This is a genomic window from Cellulosimicrobium sp. E-16 (assembly GCF_049913115.1).
Taxonomy (GTDB): Bacteria; Actinomycetota; Actinomycetes; order Actinomycetales; family Cellulomonadaceae; genus Cellulosimicrobium.
On the sequence record NZ_CP183974.1, the window covers coordinates 2013370 to 2031187 of the forward strand.

General features: G+C 74.6%; 15 protein-coding genes. All 15 read left to right on the forward strand.

All coding sequences use genetic code 11. From position 1 onward, the window contains the following. The first annotated feature begins 144 nt into the window (after positions 1-144). Complete coding sequence (locus tag ACN9MS_RS08835; RefSeq protein ID WP_426311571.1) at positions 145-1914, forward strand: peptidoglycan D,D-transpeptidase FtsI family protein; 1770 nt, start codon at positions 145-147, stop codon at positions 1912-1914. 154 nt (positions 1915-2068) lie between these two features. Then, positions 2069-3736 carry a UDP-N-acetylmuramoyl-L-alanyl-D-glutamate--2,6-diaminopimelate ligase gene (locus ACN9MS_RS08840; protein ID WP_426311572.1) on the forward strand — a complete coding sequence of 556 codons (1668 nt, stop codon included), beginning with the start codon at positions 2069-2071 and terminating at the stop codon, positions 3734-3736. After that, the gene (locus ACN9MS_RS08845; RefSeq protein WP_426311573.1) at positions 3733-5181 is read left to right on the forward strand and encodes a UDP-N-acetylmuramoyl-tripeptide--D-alanyl-D-alanine ligase; all 1449 of its coding nucleotides are present in this window, start codon (positions 3733-3735) and stop codon (positions 5179-5181) included. The genes ACN9MS_RS08840 and ACN9MS_RS08845 overlap by 4 nt, the downstream gene beginning before the upstream one ends. Then, positions 5178-6260 (forward strand): phospho-N-acetylmuramoyl-pentapeptide-transferase, encoded by a 1083-nt coding sequence (gene mraY / locus ACN9MS_RS08850; protein WP_426311574.1) that lies wholly within the window; start codon positions 5178-5180, stop codon positions 6258-6260. Before ACN9MS_RS08845 ends, mraY begins: the two co-directional genes overlap by 4 nt. Next, entirely contained in the window at positions 6260-7708 is a 1449-nt protein-coding gene (murD, locus tag ACN9MS_RS08855) for a UDP-N-acetylmuramoyl-L-alanine--D-glutamate ligase (protein WP_426311575.1), read from the forward strand. Before mraY ends, murD begins: the two co-directional genes overlap by 1 nt. Positions 7709-7720: 12 nt before the next feature. Then, positions 7721-9073 (forward strand): FtsW/RodA/SpoVE family cell cycle protein, encoded by a 1353-nt coding sequence (locus ACN9MS_RS08860; protein ID WP_426311576.1) that lies wholly within the window; start codon positions 7721-7723, stop codon positions 9071-9073. 97 nt (positions 9074-9170) lie between these two features. Next, entirely contained in the window at positions 9171-10322 is a 1152-nt protein-coding gene (murG, locus tag ACN9MS_RS08865; protein WP_426311577.1) for an undecaprenyldiphospho-muramoylpentapeptide beta-N-acetylglucosaminyltransferase, read from the forward strand. After that, complete coding sequence (murC, locus tag ACN9MS_RS08870) at positions 10319-11797, forward strand: UDP-N-acetylmuramate--L-alanine ligase (RefSeq protein WP_426311578.1); 1479 nt, start codon at positions 10319-10321, stop codon at positions 11795-11797. Before murG ends, murC begins: the two co-directional genes overlap by 4 nt. A 329-nt stretch (positions 11798-12126) precedes the next feature. Beyond that, positions 12127-12852 (forward strand): cell division protein FtsQ/DivIB, encoded by a 726-nt coding sequence (locus ACN9MS_RS08875; RefSeq protein WP_426311579.1) that lies wholly within the window; start codon positions 12127-12129, stop codon positions 12850-12852. A gap of 161 nt (positions 12853-13013) precedes the next feature. Further along, positions 13014-14357, forward strand: coding sequence for a cell division protein FtsZ (gene ftsZ, locus ACN9MS_RS08880; protein ID WP_426311580.1), 1344 nt, complete (start codon positions 13014-13016; stop codon positions 14355-14357). Between the two features lie 27 nt (positions 14358-14384). Then, positions 14385-15197, forward strand: coding sequence for a peptidoglycan editing factor PgeF (gene pgeF / locus ACN9MS_RS08885; protein WP_426311581.1), 813 nt, complete (start codon positions 14385-14387; stop codon positions 15195-15197). A gap of 140 nt (positions 15198-15337) precedes the next feature. Then, positions 15338-15823 carry a cell division protein SepF gene (locus tag ACN9MS_RS08890; protein WP_047234000.1) on the forward strand — a complete coding sequence of 162 codons (486 nt, stop codon included), beginning with the start codon at positions 15338-15340 and terminating at the stop codon, positions 15821-15823. A 154-nt stretch (positions 15824-15977) separates the two neighbouring features. Beyond that, a complete protein-coding gene (locus tag ACN9MS_RS08895) occupies positions 15978-16268 on the forward strand; it encodes a YggT family protein (RefSeq protein WP_426311582.1) in 291 nt (96 codons plus the stop codon). A gap of 226 nt (positions 16269-16494) precedes the next feature. Continuing rightward, entirely contained in the window at positions 16495-17163 is a 669-nt protein-coding gene (locus ACN9MS_RS08900) for a DivIVA domain-containing protein (protein ID WP_154798860.1), read from the forward strand. A 135-nt stretch (positions 17164-17298) separates the two neighbouring features. Then, on the forward strand, positions 17299-17760 hold the full coding sequence (locus ACN9MS_RS08905) for a TraR/DksA family transcriptional regulator (RefSeq protein ID WP_141389696.1): 462 nt from the start codon (positions 17299-17301) through the stop codon (positions 17758-17760). Positions 17761-17818 lie beyond the last annotated feature (58 nt).

Sequence of the window (17818 nt, forward strand, 5' to 3'; positions counted from 1 at the left end):
TCGCCGGGAGGCCGTGGTGCTTCCGGCGACGGGCGCAGGACCGCGGGTACGAGCACGCGCGTCGCGGCGACCGCCCGCCCGTCGAGGACCACCGCCTCCCGGACGCCGCGGGACGGCGGCCGCCCGCCGGCCCGCCCCGCGCGGGTGCCGCGCGAGCCGGGCCGCCCCGAGCGGCGCCAGCGCTGGCTCATCGTCGTCGCCGGCGTGGTCACGGCGGTCTTCGTGGGCCAGCTCGTCAACGTCCAGGTGCTGCGCGGGCCGGCGCTCGCGGCGGACGCGCGCGACGACCGCACGCGCAGCTCGACCCTCCTGGCCCACCGTGGCGACATCACCGACGCCGACGGCGTGGTGCTCGCGACGTCCGTGGACCGGTACACGGTCGCGGCGGACCCGAAGACGATCGCCGAGTTCGAGCCCCGGAGCGCCGACCTCGTCGACGGGGAGCCGCTCGAGGAGGGTGGCGCCGTGGGCGTGGCCAAGCTGCTCGCCCCGATCCTCGGAAAGTCCTCCCCGGAGCTCGCCGCGCAGCTCAACGGGACGTCGCGGTACGTCGTCCTGGCCAAGGACGTCACGCCCGAGGTGCAGCGCCAGATCGCGGACCTCCAGCTCTCCGCCTACGTGCGCACCACCATGACGAGCGAGCGGACGTACCCGGCGGGCACGGTCGCGGGCAACCTCGTGGGGTTCGTCAACGAGGAGCAGGCGGGCGGCGGCGGCGTCGAGGCGTCCTACGACGACGTCCTCGCGGGCGTCTCCGGGTCGCGCGAGTGCGAGGCCGGGCTGGGCGGGCAGGTCATCCCGACCGGCCGGTGCGACGTCGTGGACGCGGTGCCCGGACGGAACGTGCAGCTCACGGTCTCGCGCGACGTGCAGTGGAAGGCGCAGGACTCGGTGGACCGCGCGGTGAGCGAGACCGGGGCGGAGTACGCGATCGCCGTGGTGCAGGACACGCGCACGGGCGCGATCCTCGCGCTCGCGGACTCGGGGACGGTGAACCCGAACGACCGCACCACGGACGCCGTCGCCCGGCCGAGCCGTGCCGTGTCGAACGTCTTCGACCCCGGGTCGACGGGCAAGGTCGTCACGATGGCCGCCGCGATCGAGGGCGGCTACGCGGACGCCGGCACCCAGTTCGAGGTCCCCGACCGCTACACCACGCCCAACGGGCAGACGTTCAAGGACTCGCACGACCACCCGGTGCAGCGACTCACCCTCGCCGGGGTCCTCGCCGAGTCCTCGAACACCGGGACCGTCCAGGTCGGGGAGAAGATCCCGAAGCAGGTGCGCTACGACTACTTGCACAAGTTCGGTTTCGGGCAGAAGTCCGGGCTCGGCCTGCCGGGCGAGTCCGCCGGGATCCTGCACCCCGCCGACGCGTGGGACGGGCGCACCGAGTACGCCGTGCTGTTCGGCCAGAGCGTGTCGGTGAACGCCATCCAGGCGACGAGCGTCTTCTCGACGATCGCCAACGGAGGCGTCCGGGCGACGCCGAGCATCGTCGCGGGCACGACGGACGAGCGCGGTGACCTCGTGCCCGCGGATCCCCCCGCACCGGTGCGTGTCGTCTCGCAGGAGACCGCGGACACGGTGCTGCACATGATGGAGTCGGTGGTCGAGGAGGGCACGGGGTCGAGCGCGGCGGTGCCCGGCTACCGCGTCGCGGGCAAGACCGGGACCGCGGAGGCCGCCGGGGACGACGGCCGGTTGTCGGGGATCATGGCGTCGTTCATCGGCGTGGCCCCCGCGGACGACCCCCGGTACACGGTGTCGGTGTTCCTCAAGAACCCCCACTCGTCGATCTACGGCGGCGTCGTCGCGGCGCCCGTGTTCAGCGAGATCATGGGTTTCACGCTCGAGCACGAGGGCGTGCAGCCGAGCACGGAGGCGTACGTGCCGCTCCCGACGACGTGGTGAACCTCACCCCGTCGGCCGACCTCGCGCCACGAGGCCGTCGCGTCGTCCGTGACGGTGACGGTGTCGGTGAAGGTCCGGTGAAGCGTGCACCGCTGCGGTGGCCGGGGCACGACGCCTTGCGAGGGTGGCGGCCCCGGCACGGTAGGTTCTACACGTGACATCCCCGATCGACCGCCTTCGTCCTGCCGCGACCACCCGTCGGTCGGTCGAGGACCTGGCAGCACGGTTCGGTCTCGACGTCCGCGCAGGTGGCGGGCCCGGCGGCTCGTCCGCACCGGGCGGCGTCGAGGTGTGGTCGGTCGCCTCCGACGACCGGACGGCGGACGCGGGCGACCTCTTCGTCGCCCTTCCCGGCGCCCGTGCGCACGGGGCGCGCTTCGCGCCCGCCGCGGTCGCGCGCGGGGCGCACGCCGTCCTCACGGACGAGCAGGGCGCGGCGCTCGTGGCCGAGGCGGGCGTCGAGGTCCCGGTGCTCGTCGCCGCGGATCCCCGCGCGCTGCTCGGCCCGGTGGCCGCGTGGGTCTACGGCAGCCCCGCACAGGACCTCACGACGTTCGGCGTGACCGGCACGAACGGCAAGACCACCACCACCTACCTGGTCGACCACGCGCTGCGAGCGCTCGGCTGGAAGGGCGGGCTCATCGGCACGGTCGAGATGCGGTCGGGCGACCGCGTCCTGCCGAGCCGGCTCACGACGCCCGAGGCCGCCGACCTCCAGGCGCTGCTCGCGGCGATGCGGGAGGACGCCGTGCGCACCCTCGCGATGGAGGTCTCGTCGCACGCGCTGGCGCTGCACCGGGTCGACGGGCTCGTGTTCGACGTCGTGGGCTTCACCAACCTCAGCCAGGACCACCTCGACTTCCACGGCGACCTCCAGGAGTACTTCGAGGCGAAGGCGCTCCTGTTCACGCCCGAGCACGCCCGCCGCGGCGTCGTCGTCGTCGACGACGCGTGGGGCGAGCGCATGGTCGCGACCGCGCGCATCCCCGTGGCGACGCTGCGCGTCGGCGCGCGGAGCCCGGAGGACCAGCAGCCCGACGCGGACTGGACCGTGCACGACGTCGATCCCTCGGCAGCGGGCGGCTCCGCGTTCACGCTGCGGCACCGCGACGGCCGGAGCGTGCGCACGACGACGGCCCTGCCGGGCGCGTTCAACGTCGCCAACGCGGCCCTCGCCCTCGCGCTCGTGCTCGAGGCGGGGACCGACGCGCGCGACGTGGAGGCGGCGCTCGAGGCGGCGGGCGGGCTCGCCCCGGCGGTACCCGGGCGCATGGAGCTCGTCTCGCGCCCGCCCCACCGCCCGCGCGTGGTCGTGGACTTCGCCCACAACCCGGACGCGCTGGCGCTCGCCCTCGACGCGCTGCGCCCCACGACGCCCGGCCGTCTGGTCGTCGTGTTCGGCGCCACGGGCGACCGCGACCGCGGCAAGCGGCCCACGATGGGCGGCGTCGCGGTCGAGGGGGCCGACGTCGTCGTCGTGACGGACGACGACCCGCACGGCGAGGACCCGGCCGCGATCCGCGCGGAGGTGCTGCCGGGCGCGCACGCCGCGCGCGAGGCGGCGGCTGCCGCGCCCGAGCCGCGCGACGTCGTCGTGCTCGAGGTGGCGCCGCGCGCCCGGGCGATCCGTGAGGCGATCGCCGCCGCCGGCCCCGAGGACACGGTGCTCGTCGCGGGCCGCGGCCACGAGGTGTGGCAGGAGATCGCCGGCGTCGACCACCCACTGGACGACCGTGTCGAGGCGCGCGCCGCGCTCGAGGAGCGGGACACGGCCCGCGCACCCCACGACACCCCCGACGACCTGAAGGAGCACCACGCATGATCGAGCTCACTGCGGCGCAGGTGGCCGCAGCGACCGGCGGACGGCTGTCCGCCGACCCGGAGGTGCGGGTCGGGGGGCCCGTCGTCGTCGACTCGCGCCGGGTCGCGCCGGGATCGCTCTTCGTCGCGCTGCCCGGCGAGCACGTCGACGGGCACGACTTCGCGGCCGGGGCCGTCGCCGCCGGCGCGACCCTGGTCCTCGCCGCGCGCGAGCTCGACGTGCCCTGCGTCGTCGTCGACGACGTGCAGACGGCGCTCGGCGAGCTCGCGCGCCACGTGCTCGCCACGCTGCGCGAGGGCGGCGACCTGCGCGTCGTGGGCGTCACGGGCTCGGTCGGCAAGACCACGACGAAGGACCTGCTCGGTCAGCTCCTGCGGCCCGAGGGCGCCACGGTCGTCCCGCGCGGCTCGTTCAACAACGAGATCGGGCTCCCGCTCACGGTGCTCGAGGCCGACGAGTCCACGCGGTTCCTCGTCCTGGAGATGGGCGCGAGCGGCGTCGGGCACCTCACGTACCTGACGCGGATCGCACCCCCCGACGTCTCGGTCGTCCTCGTCGTGGGCAGTGCCCACCTCGGGGAGTTCGGCGGCATCGAGGCCGTGGCCTGTGCCAAGTCCGAGCTCGTCGCGGGGCTCGCGCCGGGCGGGGTCGCGGTGCTCAACGCCGACGACCTCCGGGTCGCGGCGATGGCCGACGTCGCGCCGGGCGAGGTCGTGACGTTCGGGACGATCCCTGCGTCCGACGTGCGCGCGGAGGACCTCGGGATCGACCGCACCGGCCGTGCGTCCTTCACGCTGCGCGTGCGTCCGGGCGCTTCCGGGGACGCGCAGCCGACCGAGGAGACGCACGCGCGCGTGACCCTCGGCCTCGTGGGGGAGCACCACGTGACGAACGCCCTCGCCGCCGCGACGGCGGCGCTGCGCCTCGGCCTCGCGCTGCCGGACGTCGCCGCGCGGCTCTCCGACGCCCGCGCGCTCAGCCCGCACCGGATGCAGGTCACCGAGCGGCCCGACGGCGTGACGGTGATCGACGACTCGTACAACGCCAACCCCGACTCCATGCGGGCGGCGCTCAAGGCGCTGGCCGTGATGGCGGGTCGCGACCGGCGCTCCGTCGCCGTGCTCGGGGAGATGCTGGAGCTCGGCGAGGACTCGCGCGTCGCTCACGACGACCTCGGCCGGCTCGTGGTCCGATTGAACGTCAAGCTGCTCGTCGTGGTCGGCGAGGGCGCCGGCGGCATCCACGACGGCGCGACCCAGGAGGGGTCGTGGGGCGACGAGACCCGGTTCGTCCCGGACGTGGAGGCGGCGTCCGCGCTGCTGCGCGACGAGCTGCGGGAAGGGGACGTCGTGCTCGTGAAGGCCTCGAACGGGTCCGGGCTGTGGCGGCTCGGCGACGAGCTGGCCGCGGCCGGTGCGGACGCGCCGGGAGGTGACCGCGCATGATCGCGATCATCGTCGCGGCGGGCGTCTCCCTGCTCGTCGCCCTCTTCGGGACGCCGCTGTTCATCCGGTTCCTCGTCCACCGCAACTACGGGCAGTTCGTCCGCCAGGACGGCCCGACGGCGCACTTCACCAAGCGCGGGACGCCCACCATGGGCGGGGTCGTCATCATCGGCGCGACGCTGCTCGGCTGGGCGATGTCGTACGTCGTCTCGGGGCGGTTCCCGAGCGTGTCCTCCCTGCTCGTGCTGTTCCTCATGACCGGGCTCGGGATCGTCGGGTTCCTCGACGACTTCACGAAGATCCGCAAGCAGCGCAGCCTCGGGCTCACGGCGCGCGCCAAGATCGTCGGGCAGGGGGCCGTCGGCATCGCCTTCGCGGTGCTCGCGCTCCAGTTCCCCAACGAGCACAACCGGACGCCCGCGTCCACGCGCATCTCCTTCCTGCGCGACACGAACCTCGACCTCGCGTTCGCGGGCGCGACGGTCGGCCTGATCCTGTTCGTGATCTGGGCGAACTTCCTCATCACGGCGTGGTCGAACGCGGTGAACCTCACCGACGGCCTCGACGGCCTCGCGACGGGCGTCTCGCTCATCGTGTTCGGCTCGTACGTCCTCGTGGGCATCTGGCAGCTCAACCAGACGTGCCAGCGGCTCGCCTCGGCAGGCCCGAGCTGTTACGAGACGCGAGACCCGCAGGACCTCGCGATCGTGGCGGCGGCGATCGTCGGCGCGTGCTTCGGCTTCCTGTGGTGGAACGCGAGCCCGGCGAAGATCTTCATGGGCGACACCGGCTCGCTCGCCCTCGGCGGCGCGCTCGCCGGCCTGTCGATCCTCACCCGGACCGAGTTCCTCGCGCTGATCATCGGCGGCCTCTTCGTCATCATCGTGCTCTCCGACGTCATCCAGATCGGCTTCTTCAAGATGACCGGACGGCGCGTGTTCAAGATGGCCCCGCTGCACCACCACTTCGAGCTGTCGGGTTGGGGCGAGGTCACGATCGTCATCCGCTTCTGGCTCATCGCCGGGCTGTTCGCCGCGCTCGGCATCGGCATCTTCTACGCCGAGTGGGTGGTCGGCTAGTGGCACGCGACCGTCACGACCTCGCGGTCCCGCTCGAGGAGGCGCGCGTGGTCGTCGCCGGCCTGGGCGTCTCCGGCCGGGCCGCCGCCGCCGCCCTCGCGCCCCGGGCCGCCGCCGTCGTCACGCTCGACGACCGCGCCGAGGACGCCCACCTGCGCGACGCGGACGACGTCGACCTCGCGGCGACCGACCTCGTCGTCGTCTCGCCCGGCTGGCCGCCGTCCCACCCGCTGCTCGTCGCGGCGGGTGAGCGGGGCGTGCCGGTGTGGAGCGAGGTCGAGCTCGCGTGGCGGCTGCGCATGGACGGACCCTCCGGGCGCCCCGCGCCGTGGCTCGCCGTGACCGGGACGAACGGCAAGACGACGACCGTCGAGATGCTCGAGACGATCCTGCGGACCGCGGGGCTGCGCGTCGCGGCGGTGGGCAACGTCGGCACGCCGGTCGTCGAGGCTGCGCTCGATCCGACGCTCGACGTGCTCGCCGTGGAGCTCTCGAGCTTCCAGCTCCACTTCACGCACACGACGTCGCCCGAGGCGGGTGCGGTGCTCAACGTCGCCCCGGACCACCTCGACTGGCACGGCGGGATCGACGCGTACGCCGCGGACAAGGGCCGGGTCTTCGAGGACGCGCGGGCCGCGTGCGTCTACAACGCCGCGGACCGGCGGACGGAGGCGCTGGTGCGGGAGGCCGACGTGGTCGAGGGCGCGCGCGCCGTCGGCTTCACGCTCGGCGCCCCGGCCCGCGGCCAGCTCGGCGTCATCGAGGACGTGCTCGTGGACCGCGCGTTCCACGCTCCTGCGGACGCGCCCGACCGGCACACCCACGCCGCCGAGCTCGCGACGCTGGGCGACCTCGCCCACCTGGCCGGTGCCGACGGCGTCGTGCCCGCGCACGTGGTGGCCAACGCCCTCGCCGCGGCCGCCCTGGCCCGGGCGCACGGCGTGCCCGCCGTGGCCGTGCGCGACGGCCTGCGCGCCTTCCGGACGGGCTCGCACCGCATCGAGCAGGTCGCGTCGGTCGACGGCGTGGCCTACGTCGACGACTCCAAGGCGACGAACGCGCACGCGGCCTCCGCGTCGCTCGCGTCGTTCGCGCCCGGGACGGTCGTGTGGGTCGCGGGCGGTCTCGCCAAGGGTGCCTCGTTCGACGAGCTCGTCGCCGCGCGCGCCGACCGGTTGCGGGCCGTGGTGCTCATCGGCGTCGACGCGGAGCCGTTCTCGGCTGCGCTCGCCCGACACGCGCCCGATATCCCGGTCGTCCGCGTCGATCCTGGCGACACTGGGACCGTGATGCCCCGTGCCGTCGACTCCGCCCGCCGCCTCGCGCAGGCCGGCGACACCGTGCTGCTCGCCCCGGCCGGTGCGTCGATGGACCAGTTCCGCTCGTACGCCGCGCGTGGCGACGCGTTCGCCGACGCGGCGCGCGCGCTGCGCCCCGACCACGGGTAGGCCGGTCCGGCCATGACACAGACCGCGAACGGACGAGGGGCGCCGTCGGCGCGCACGACCCCTCGCACGGGCGCGGGCCGCACCGCGACGCGGGGCCGGACGAAGGCCCCGACGGGCCGCGAGGCGAGGCCGCGCACGACCACCGCTCCGACCGAGCGGCCCTGGCTCGGGCAGTGGAACAGCACCGTGACGAGCTACTACCTCCTCGTCGGCGCGACCGCGCTGCTGACGATCATCGGGCTCGTCATGGTGTTCTCGAGCTCGGCCGTCACCCAGATCGCGGCGGGCAAGTCACCGTTCGGCGCGTTCGTCGAGCAGGCGCGGTTCGCGCTCATGGGCCTCCCCGTCCTGCTGATCGCCACGCGCGTCCCCGTCCGCTGGTACAAGCGCCTGGCCTGGCCCGGCCTGGTCGTCGCCGTCGGCCTGCTCGCCGCCGTCGTGGTGTTCGGCGACGCGACCGGTGGCAACCAGAACTGGCTGCCGATCGGAGGGTTCCGGTTCCAGCCCTCCGAGCTCGCGAAGCTCGCGCTCGCGCTCTGGCTCGGGGTGGTCCTCGGCCGCAAGCAGCGGCTGCTCGGCGAGTGGCGGCACGTCCTCGTGCCCGCCGTGCCGGGGGCGCTCGCGGTCGTCGGCCTCGTCCTCGCCGGCCACGACCTCGGCACGGCGCTCGTCATCATGATGCTCGCGGCCGGTGCGTTCGTCGTGTCCGGGGCGAGCGCGCGCCTGCTCGGGCTGGGGGCGGCGGTCGCGGCGTTCGCCGTGGGCTACGGGTTGATCTACCTCCAGGAGGGCGGCGACCGTCTCGGCCGGATCGCGTCGGCGTACGGGGAGTGCACGGACCCGCTCGGCGAGTGCTACCAGTCCCTGCACGGGCAGTGGGCGCTGGGCACCGGGGGGCTGACGGGCGTGGGGCTCGGCGCGAGCCGGGAGAAGTGGCTGTACCTGCCCGAGGCGCACAACGACTTCATCTTCGCCGTGATCGGCGAGGAGCTCGGGCTCTTCGGGACGCTGCTCGTCCTCGGTCTGTTCGTGGTCCTCGGACTGGCGATGAGCAGGATCGTGCGACGCCACCCGGACCCGTTCGTCAAGATCGTCACGGCGGCCATCGGCTGCTGGATCGTCGGGCAGGCCTTCATCAACATCGGCGTCGTGATCGGGCTCCTGCCCGTGATCGGCGTCCCGCTGCCGCTCGTCTCCTCGGGAGGCACGGCGCTGGTGACGACCATGGCCGCCCTCGGCGTCGTGATCTCGTTCGCGCGCACCGAGCCCGGTGCGGCCGAGGCGCTGGCGGCACGGGGGAGCGTCGTGCGGCGCTCGCTCGCGGTCGTCGGCCGGGCGGCCCGGCCCCGGCGCCGGGCGCGATGACCCCGCCCGGGGACCGGGCGACGCCCGGCCCCGCGGCCCACAGCTTCAGACCACAGCCAGGACGCGGCACCCGCCGCAGGAAAGGACGACGAGGTACGTGACGACGATCGGTTCGGTGGTGCTCGCAGGCGGCGGGACGGCGGGGCACGTGAACCCGCTCCTGGCGGTGGCGGACGAGCTGCGGGCGCGTGAGCCCGGCGTGGTGGTGACCGCGCTCGGGGTCGCGGGCGGGCTGGAGGACGACCTCGTGCCCGCGCGCGGCTACCCGCTGCGGCACGTGCCGCGCGTCCCGCTCCCGCGACGGCCGAGCGCCGAGTGGGTGAACCTCCCGGGACGGCTCAAGTCGGCGGTCGACGCCGCGGGCGCCGTGATCGACGAGACGGGCGCACGCGTCGTCGTGGGCTTCGGCGGCTACGTGTCGACCCCCGCCTACCTCGCCGCGCGCCGTCGTGACGTCCCGGTGGTGATCCACGAGCAGAACGCGCGGCCCGGGCTCGCCAACCGGCTCGGCGCCCGGTGGGCCGCCCGCGTCGGCGTGACGTTCGAGGGCACGCCGCTCAAGGGCGGCGTGGTGACCGGCCTGCCGCTGCGTCGGGAGATCCAGGACCTCGTGGCCGCCCGTGCGGCCGACGCCGGGGCCGTGCGTGCGGACGCCGCGGCGCGGCTCGGGCTCGACCCGGGTCGGCGCACGCTCGTCGTCACGGGCGGGTCGCTCGGGGCGCAGAGCCTCAACGAGGCCGTCTCCGGGGCGGCCGACGTGCTCCTCGGCGCGGGTGCGCAGGTGCTCCACCTGACGGGCAGGGGCAAGGACGCCGCGGTCCGCGACGCGGCCGCGGCGGCCGTCGCCTCCCGTCCCGGTGCGCGGTACGACGTGCGCGAGTACCTCGCCGAGATGCAGCTCGCGCTCGCCGTCGCGGACCTGGTCGTGTGCCGCGCGGGCGCCGGGACCGTGGGCGAGCTCGCGGCCCTGGGCATCCCCGCCGTGTACGTCCCCCTGCCGATCGGCAACGGCGAGCAGCGGCTCAACGCCGGCCCGGTGGTCGCCGCGGGCGGCGGCCTGCTCGTCGACGACGCGCAGCTCGACGCGGCCTGGGTCGCGCGCGAGGTCCCGACGTTGCTCGGCGACCCGGGGCGCCTCGACGCGATGGCGCGCGCGGCCGCGGGCGCGGGGGTGCGCGACGGCGCGGCGCGCGTCGCCGACCTCGTCGCCGAGGCGGTCGCCGCCGGCCGGACCGGGGCGCGCTCGTGACGACCCGAGGTGCCGCCGCCCCGGTCCCGCTCGAGGAGCTCGGCACCGTCCACCTCGTCGGGGTCGGCGGCGCCGGCATGTCGGTGGTCGCGCGGCTCCTCGCCGCCCACGGCGTCCGGGTGCAGGGCTCGGACGCGCGCGAGAGCGAGACGCTCGGCGCGCTCCGGGCCGACGGCGTGCAGGTCTGGGCGGGCCACGACGCCGCCCACGTCGCGGACGCCGACACCGTGGTGGTCTCGAGCGCGGTCCGCGAGTCGAACCCGGAGCTCGCCGCCGCGCGTGCCGCGGGACTGCGCGTGCTGCACCGGTCGCAGGCGCTCGCGTCGCTCATGGTGCGCGGCCGCTCGGTCGCGGTCGCGGGCGCGCACGGCAAGACGACGACGTCCGCGATGATCGCGACGGTCCTGCGCGGTGCGGGACTCGACCCGTCGTTCGCGATCGGGGGCACGGTGCTCACCGCGGACGGTCCCGTCGCCGGGGGCCACCTCGGGTCGGACGTCCTCGTGGCCGAGGCGGACGAGTCCGACGGCTCGTTCCTCAACTACGCGCCCGACGTCGCCGTCGTGACGAACGTCGAGCCGGACCACCTCGACCACTACGGATCGCGCGCGGCGTTCGAGCAGGCGTTCGTCGACTTCGCGGCACGGATCGTCCCGGGCGGGACGCTCGTCGCGTGCGCAGACGACCCGGGGGCCCGGGCGCTCGCGGCCGCCCATGCCGAGGGCGGGGGCGCGGTCGTGACGTACGGCGTGTCCGTTGACGCGGACGTGCGCGTGTCGGACGTGCGTCCGACCGCCGACGACGGCCGTGCGGGTGTGCGGGCGTCGCTCACAGGGGCCGTCGGCACCGCGGCGCTCGACGGGCTGGAGCTCCGGCTGCGCGTCCCCGGCCACCACAACGCGCTCAACGCCACGGCCGCGGTCGCGACGGCGGTCGTGCTCGGCGTGGACGCGTCGGCAGCGGTCGCCGCAGCGCACGGCTTCCTCGGCACGGGGCGCCGGTTCGAGGCGCGCGGGGAGGCCGGCGGGGTGCGCGTCGTCGACGACTACGCGCACCACCCGACGGAGGTCGCGGCGCTGCTGGCCGCCGCGCGACCCGTCGCCGCGGGCGGCCGGGTGCTCGTGCTCTTCCAGCCGCACCTGTACTCGCGCACCGCGGCGTTCGCGCGCGAGTTCGCTGAGGCGCTGGGCGCCGCGGACGAGGTCGTGGTCACGGGGGTCTACGCGGCGCGGGAGGACCCCGACCCCGAGGTGGGCGCGCACACGATCACCGACCTGATGGAGGCCCCCGACGTCGTGGTGGCGGCCGTGGAGGACCGGGTCGAGGCCGCGCACCGCGTCGCGGACGCCGCGCGGCCGGGCGACCTCGTCCTCACGGTCGGCGCCGGCGACGTGACGGAGCTGGGGGCGGTCGTCCTCGCGCGGATCGCCGAGCGGGCCGCGGGCGCCGGGGCCTCCGGAGGGGGCGAGGCCTGATGCGCCCGCCGCCCCGGCCCCGACCCGCCGCACCCCGACCGGACCGGTCGGTCGCGGGGGAGCGCGCCGCGTGGCCGCCGGCCCCGGGGTCGTCGCGGTCAGGGGCGTCGACGCCGGGTCCCCGGGCCCCGGCCGAGGAGACGCCCACGCGACCGGTCCGGCGGGTGGCCGCGACCGGACGCGAGCTCGTGCCGTCGGCCGCCGAGCGTCCCGGAGCGGACCGGACGACGCGCCCGCGGAGCGGCGGGGGGCGGGGGAACGGCGGCACCAGGACGCCGACCGCGCCGCGCGGGACACCGACGGCTCCGGTCGGCGTCGTGTCGCACGGGATGACCGAGCGCCTGGCCGAGCGCGACGCGATGCGCAAGCACCGGGTGCGCACCCGCGTGCTGGGGTGGACGGCGGGCGTCCTGGTCGTGGCCGGGCTCGTGTGGGTCGCGTTCTTCTCCTCGGTGCTCGGGCTGGACCCGGAGGACGTGACGATCTCGGGGGAGGGCACGGTGATCGACCCGGCCCAGGTCGAGACCGCCGTCGCGGAGTCCGCCGGGGTGCCGCTGCCGCGGCTGGACACGGTTGCGCTGCGCGAGCGGGTCCTGGCCCTCAACGGCGTCCGCGACGTCGAGATCCGCCGTGCCTGGCCCACGGGGCTGAGCGTGCTGCTCGAGTCGCGCGAGCCCGTGGTCGCCGTCCCGGTGGACGGCGGGTTCGCGCTGCTCGACGCCGACGGCGTCCAGGTCCGGACCGACCCCGCTGTCCCCGAGGGTCTCCCGGAGATCGACGCCCCCCTCGACGAGCGCGGGGCGAAGGCGCTCGACGCGGCGCTCGTGCTCCTCAACGCCCTGCCGGCGGATCTCCACGCGCAGGTCGCCGAGGTCTCGGCCCCGACGCGCGACGCGGTCCGGATGACGCTCCGGGACGGCGTCGTGGTGGAGTGGGGGAGCTCGGAGGAGGCGGCGCTCAAGGTGCGCGTCCTCCAGACGCTGCGGGCGGTCCCGGAGAACGCGGGCGTCACGCTCTACGACGTCTCGGCGCCCACGATGCCGGTGACGCGATGAGCAGCACGGAGGCGCCGCGGACGGCGAATCCCGACACGCGCGAGGCGGTCGTTGATGATGGGCACGTCGACACCTACGGTCGACCCATGAACGACCTGACATAACTATAACCCTCTAGTTGAGGGTGAAGGTTCAGGGCTGACCGATCGAGAGGCATTGACGTGGCAACTCCGCAGAACTACCTAGCAGTGATCAAGGTGGTCGGCATCGGCGGTGGGGGCGTGAACGCCGTCAACCGGATGATCGAGGTCGGCCTCAAGGGCGTCGAGTTCATCGCCATCAACACGGACGCGCAGGCGCTCCTCATGTCGGACGCCGACGTCAAGCTCGACGTCGGCCGCGAGCTGACGCGTGGGCTGGGCGCCGGCGCGGACCCCGAGGTCGGCAAGAAGGCCGCCGAGGACCACGCCGAGGAGATCGAGGACGTGCTGCGCGGCGCGGACATGGTCTTCGTCACCGCGGGCGAGGGCGGCGGCACCGGCACGGGCGGCGCGCCCGTCGTCGCGCGGATCGCGCGCTCGCTCGGCGCGCTCACCGTCGGTGTCGTGACCCGGCCGTTCACCTTCGAGGGTCGTCGCCGCTCCGTCCAGGCGGACCAGGGCATCGAGAACCTCCGCAACGAGGTCGACACCCTCATCGTCATCCCCAACGACCGCCTCCTGTCGATGTCCGACCGCAACGTCAGCGCGCTCCAGGCGTTCCACCAGGCCGACCAGGTGCTGCTCTCCGGTGTGCAGGGCATCACGGACCTCATCACGACGCCGGGCCTCATCAACCTCGACTTCGCCGACGTGAAGTCGGTGATGCAGGGGGCCGGCAGCGCCCTCATGGGCATCGGCAACGCGCGCGGCGACGACCGCGCGGTCCAGGCCGCCGAGATGGCGATCTCGTCGCCGCTGCTGGAGGCCAGCATCGACGGCGCCCACGGCGTGCTCCTGTCGATCCAGGGCGGCTCCGACCTCGGGCTCTTCGAGATCAACGAGGCGGCGCGCCTGGTCCACGAGGCCGCCCACACGGAGGCGAACATCATCTTCGGAGCCGTGATCGACGACGCCCTGGGCGACGAGGTGCGCGTCACCGTCATCGCCGCGGGCTTCGACGGCGGGGCGCCGCAGGTCCGCGGCGACGCCCGCGCGCTCGGCCAGGTGGCCGGGGCGCAGCGCCCGGCGACGAGCGCGATCCCTGTCGTCCCGGCGGCGCGCCCGGTGCCGCCCGCACCGGCGCCGACGACGGGCGCGCACACGCTGCCCCGCCCCGTGGTGCCGATCCAGCCGGAGAGCGACGACGTGCCCGTCACCCTCGACGGCGGCTCGGGCCCGGTCCCGGTCCAGCCGACGCCCGCCCCGACGTTCACGGTGGTCGGCTCGGGCGACGCGGCGAACCAGAACGCCGACGCGGTGCCGGGCGGCCAGAACGCGGGCGTCGAGGTGCCGCCGCGGATCTTCGACGAGGAGCCCGCGCGCCGCAAGGTCGAGGAGCTCGACGTCCCCGACTTCCTCAAGTGACCCGGTGCTGACCCAGGGCCCGACCCGATGAGCACCCGACCCGCGTCCGACGGGAGGGGTGGTGTCCTCGACGCCGCCCCTCCCGTCGTGCTCGAGGTGGATCTCGGTCCCGGCGTGCGCGCCGGGTTCACGACCCGCACGGGTGGTGTCTCACCGGAACCGTGGGACTCGCTCAACCTCGGCCTCAACGTGACCGACGACGCGACGCGCGTCCGGAGCAACCGTGCGCGCGCCGCCCTGTGGCTCGGGGCCCCGGTCGCCTTCTCCTCCCAGGTGCACGGCACGGACGTCGTGCGGCTCGGCTCGCCGCCCCGGGACGCGGACGGTGCGCCCGTCGACTCGGTGGGCGAGGCCGACGCGATCGTCGCGACCGCACCGGGCGTGGGGCTCGGCGTGCTCGTGGCGGACTGCGTGCCTGTGCTCCTCGCGGACGCCGACGCGGGTGTCGTCGGGGTCGCGCACGCCGGCCGACGAGGGCTCGCGCACGGCGTCGTCCCCGCGGTCCTCGAGGCGATGCGCGCGGCGGGCGCCCGGACCGGGAACGTCCGGGCCGCCGTCGGGCCGAGCGCGTGCGGCCGGTGCTACGAGGTCCCCGCCACGATGCGCGACGACGTCGCGCTCGCGCGGCCGGCCACGCGGTCCACGACGTCGTGGGGGACCCCCGCGCTCGACCTGCCGGCGGGCGTGGTCGCCGACCTCGTCGCCGCCGGGGTCGAGGACGTCGTGCACGTCGACGCGTGCACGATCGAGGACGACCGGTTCTTCTCGCACCGGCGCGCCGCGCGCGCCGGGACGACGACCGGTCGCTTCGCCGGGCTGGTGACGTTCTCCGCCACGTGACCGTCCCGGTCTCGACCTCCGGGTGAGGTTGAGGGCCCCGGGCGTGTCGTCCGCGGATCGTCCGACGCCCTCGGTTAGCGTGAACGCACCGGTCCGACGGCCGGTGGACCGACGGATCGATCGAGGACGGAGCAAGGCCCATGGCGGGAGCGCTGCGCAAGACCATGCTGTATCTGGGCCTCGCTGATGATCGCGGCGAGGACGAGCAGGACGAGTACGTCGACGAGCTCGACGAGACGGGGGCGGACGTGTCGCACGACTACCAGGCCCAGGTGACGCCGCTGCACCGCGCGCTCGGACCGCGCGAGGTGCCGCAGACGAGCATGTCGGCCGCCGAGCTGCGCAGGATCACGACGGTGCACCCGCGCTCGTACAACGACGCGCGCGTGATCGGGGAGGCGTTCCGCGGTGGCACGCCCGTGATCATGAACCTGTCGGACATGGACGACGCGGACGCGAAGCGCCTGGTCGACTTCTCCGCGGGTCTGATCTTCGGGCTCCACGGCGCCATCGAGCGCGTCACCAACAAGGTGTTCCTGCTCTCGCCCGAGCACGTGGAGATCACCGGTGAGGAGCAGGCCGCCGCGCCGGCTCCCGGGCGCGCCGGGTTCTACAACCAGAGCTGACGACGTGCGGGGCGCGTCGCGCCCGCCGAGCACGCGCCCCGCGCACGGCAGGAGGGACGGACGTGGTGACACGTCCGTCCCTCTTCTGCTGTGCGCACGGGGAGGCGCGTGTCCCGTGCCCGGTCGCGGGACGTACGTCTGGCACAGTTGACCCGTGATCTGGGACCTCATCACAGGGATCGTCGGATTCCTGCTCTGGCTCTACCTGCTGCTGCTCATCGGTCGGCTCGTGTTCGACTGGGTGCAGTTCTTCGCGCGCGACTGGCGGCCACGAGGCGTCGTCCTCGTGATCGCCGAGGTGATCTACTCGGCGACCGACCCGCCCCTGCGTGCGCTGCGCCGTCTCATCCCGCCGCTCTCGCTGGGTCAGGTGCGCCTCGACCTGGCGTTCATCATCCTCTTCTTCGCGGTGACGATCGCTGCGCAGATCGTCTCGTCGCTCTGAGACGCACGTCACGCGCGCCGGGCGCGCGCCACGCCGACCGTGGTTCGCTACGTCCGGTTCGCCCCGACCGTGACCGGCCCGATGCCGGACCGTCACGTCATCCACACGGGCGCGCGGCGCGCGAACGCACGGCCGCTCCCGCCCCCCACGGGCAATCTCCGCTACTTTGGACTCTGGTGATCGCGAGGTCGCCCGGACCGACACGCAAACGCTATGAGGTGAACCGATGGCACTGCTCACTGCAGAGGACATCCTGAACAAGAAGTTCTCGGCGACGAAGTTCCGCGAGGGCTACGACGTCGAAGAGGTCGACGACTTCTTGGACGAGGTGGTGAGGACCCTCAACTCCGTGCAGGAGGAGAACGAGGACCTCAAGTCGAAGCTCGCTGCCGCGGAGCGTCGTATCGCCGAGCTCAGCCGGGCCGACGCGTCCAGCGCTGCGGTGCAGCCCGCCGTCGTCGAGACGCCCAAGGCGCCCGAGCCGGAGCCCGCTCCGGTCGCGCCGATCTCGCAGGCCGTCGTCGCGAAGAACGGCGCCGAGCCCGAGTCGGCGACCGGCATGCTCCAGCTCGCCCAGAAGCTGCACGACGACTACGTGCGCTCGGGCCAGGAGGAGGGCGACCGGCTCATCGCGGAGGCGAAGGAGGAGGGCACGCGCATCGTGCGCGAGGCCGAGGAGACCTCGCACCGCACGCTGTCGCAGCTCGAGCAGGAGCGCTCGCTCCTGGAGCGCAAGATCGACGAGCTCCGCATCTTCGAGCGCGACTACCGCACGCGCCTCAAGAGCTACCTCCAGAACCTGCTGGGCGACCTGGACAACCGGGGCAGCGCCCTCCCGCCGCGCAGCAACGTCGGCGGGGCGAGCCGCACGAGCGACCTCGCTCCCGGCATCTAGCACCTGCGTCGAACGTCCGGCAGCGGCCGGTACGCCTCGCACCTGCGTCTTTCCCGCCTCGGCGGACCGGCGTGGTGTGTTGTGCGTACCGGCCGCTGCGTCTACTCTCGCGTGACTCGAACTTGGAGGGGCGACATGACCAAGCTCACCACCGCGGCCCGAACGGCCGTGCGCGACCGATTCCCGAACCTCGCGAAGGACGTCAAGTCCTTCCCCGTGCGCGACGGGGAGGAGCCCTGGACCCTGCGGGAGGTCGAGGAGCTCGCCTCCGAGCTCCTCTCGGAGAAGGAGCGCCTGGAGGGGGAGCTCGCCTCCGCCGACGAGGAGCTCTCGAACCTGCTGCGACACTCCGGCGACGGGGCGGGCGACGACCAGGCCGACTCCGGCTCGAGCGCCCTGGAGCGGGAGCAGGAGCTGACCCTGGTCAACAACGTGCGCGACCTCCTCGCGCAGACGTCGCACGCCCTGGACCGCATCGCGGCGGGCACGTACGCGACGTGCGAGGAGACGGGACTGCCGATCGGCAAGGCGCGCCTCCAGGCGTTCCCGCGGGCCAACCTCTCCGTCGAGGCGAAGCAGCGCGCCGAGCGCCGCTGAGGTCCGTCCGACCGTCGGGCGGGCAGGGGGCGCGCCGAGGCCGGGGTCGACGTGGCAG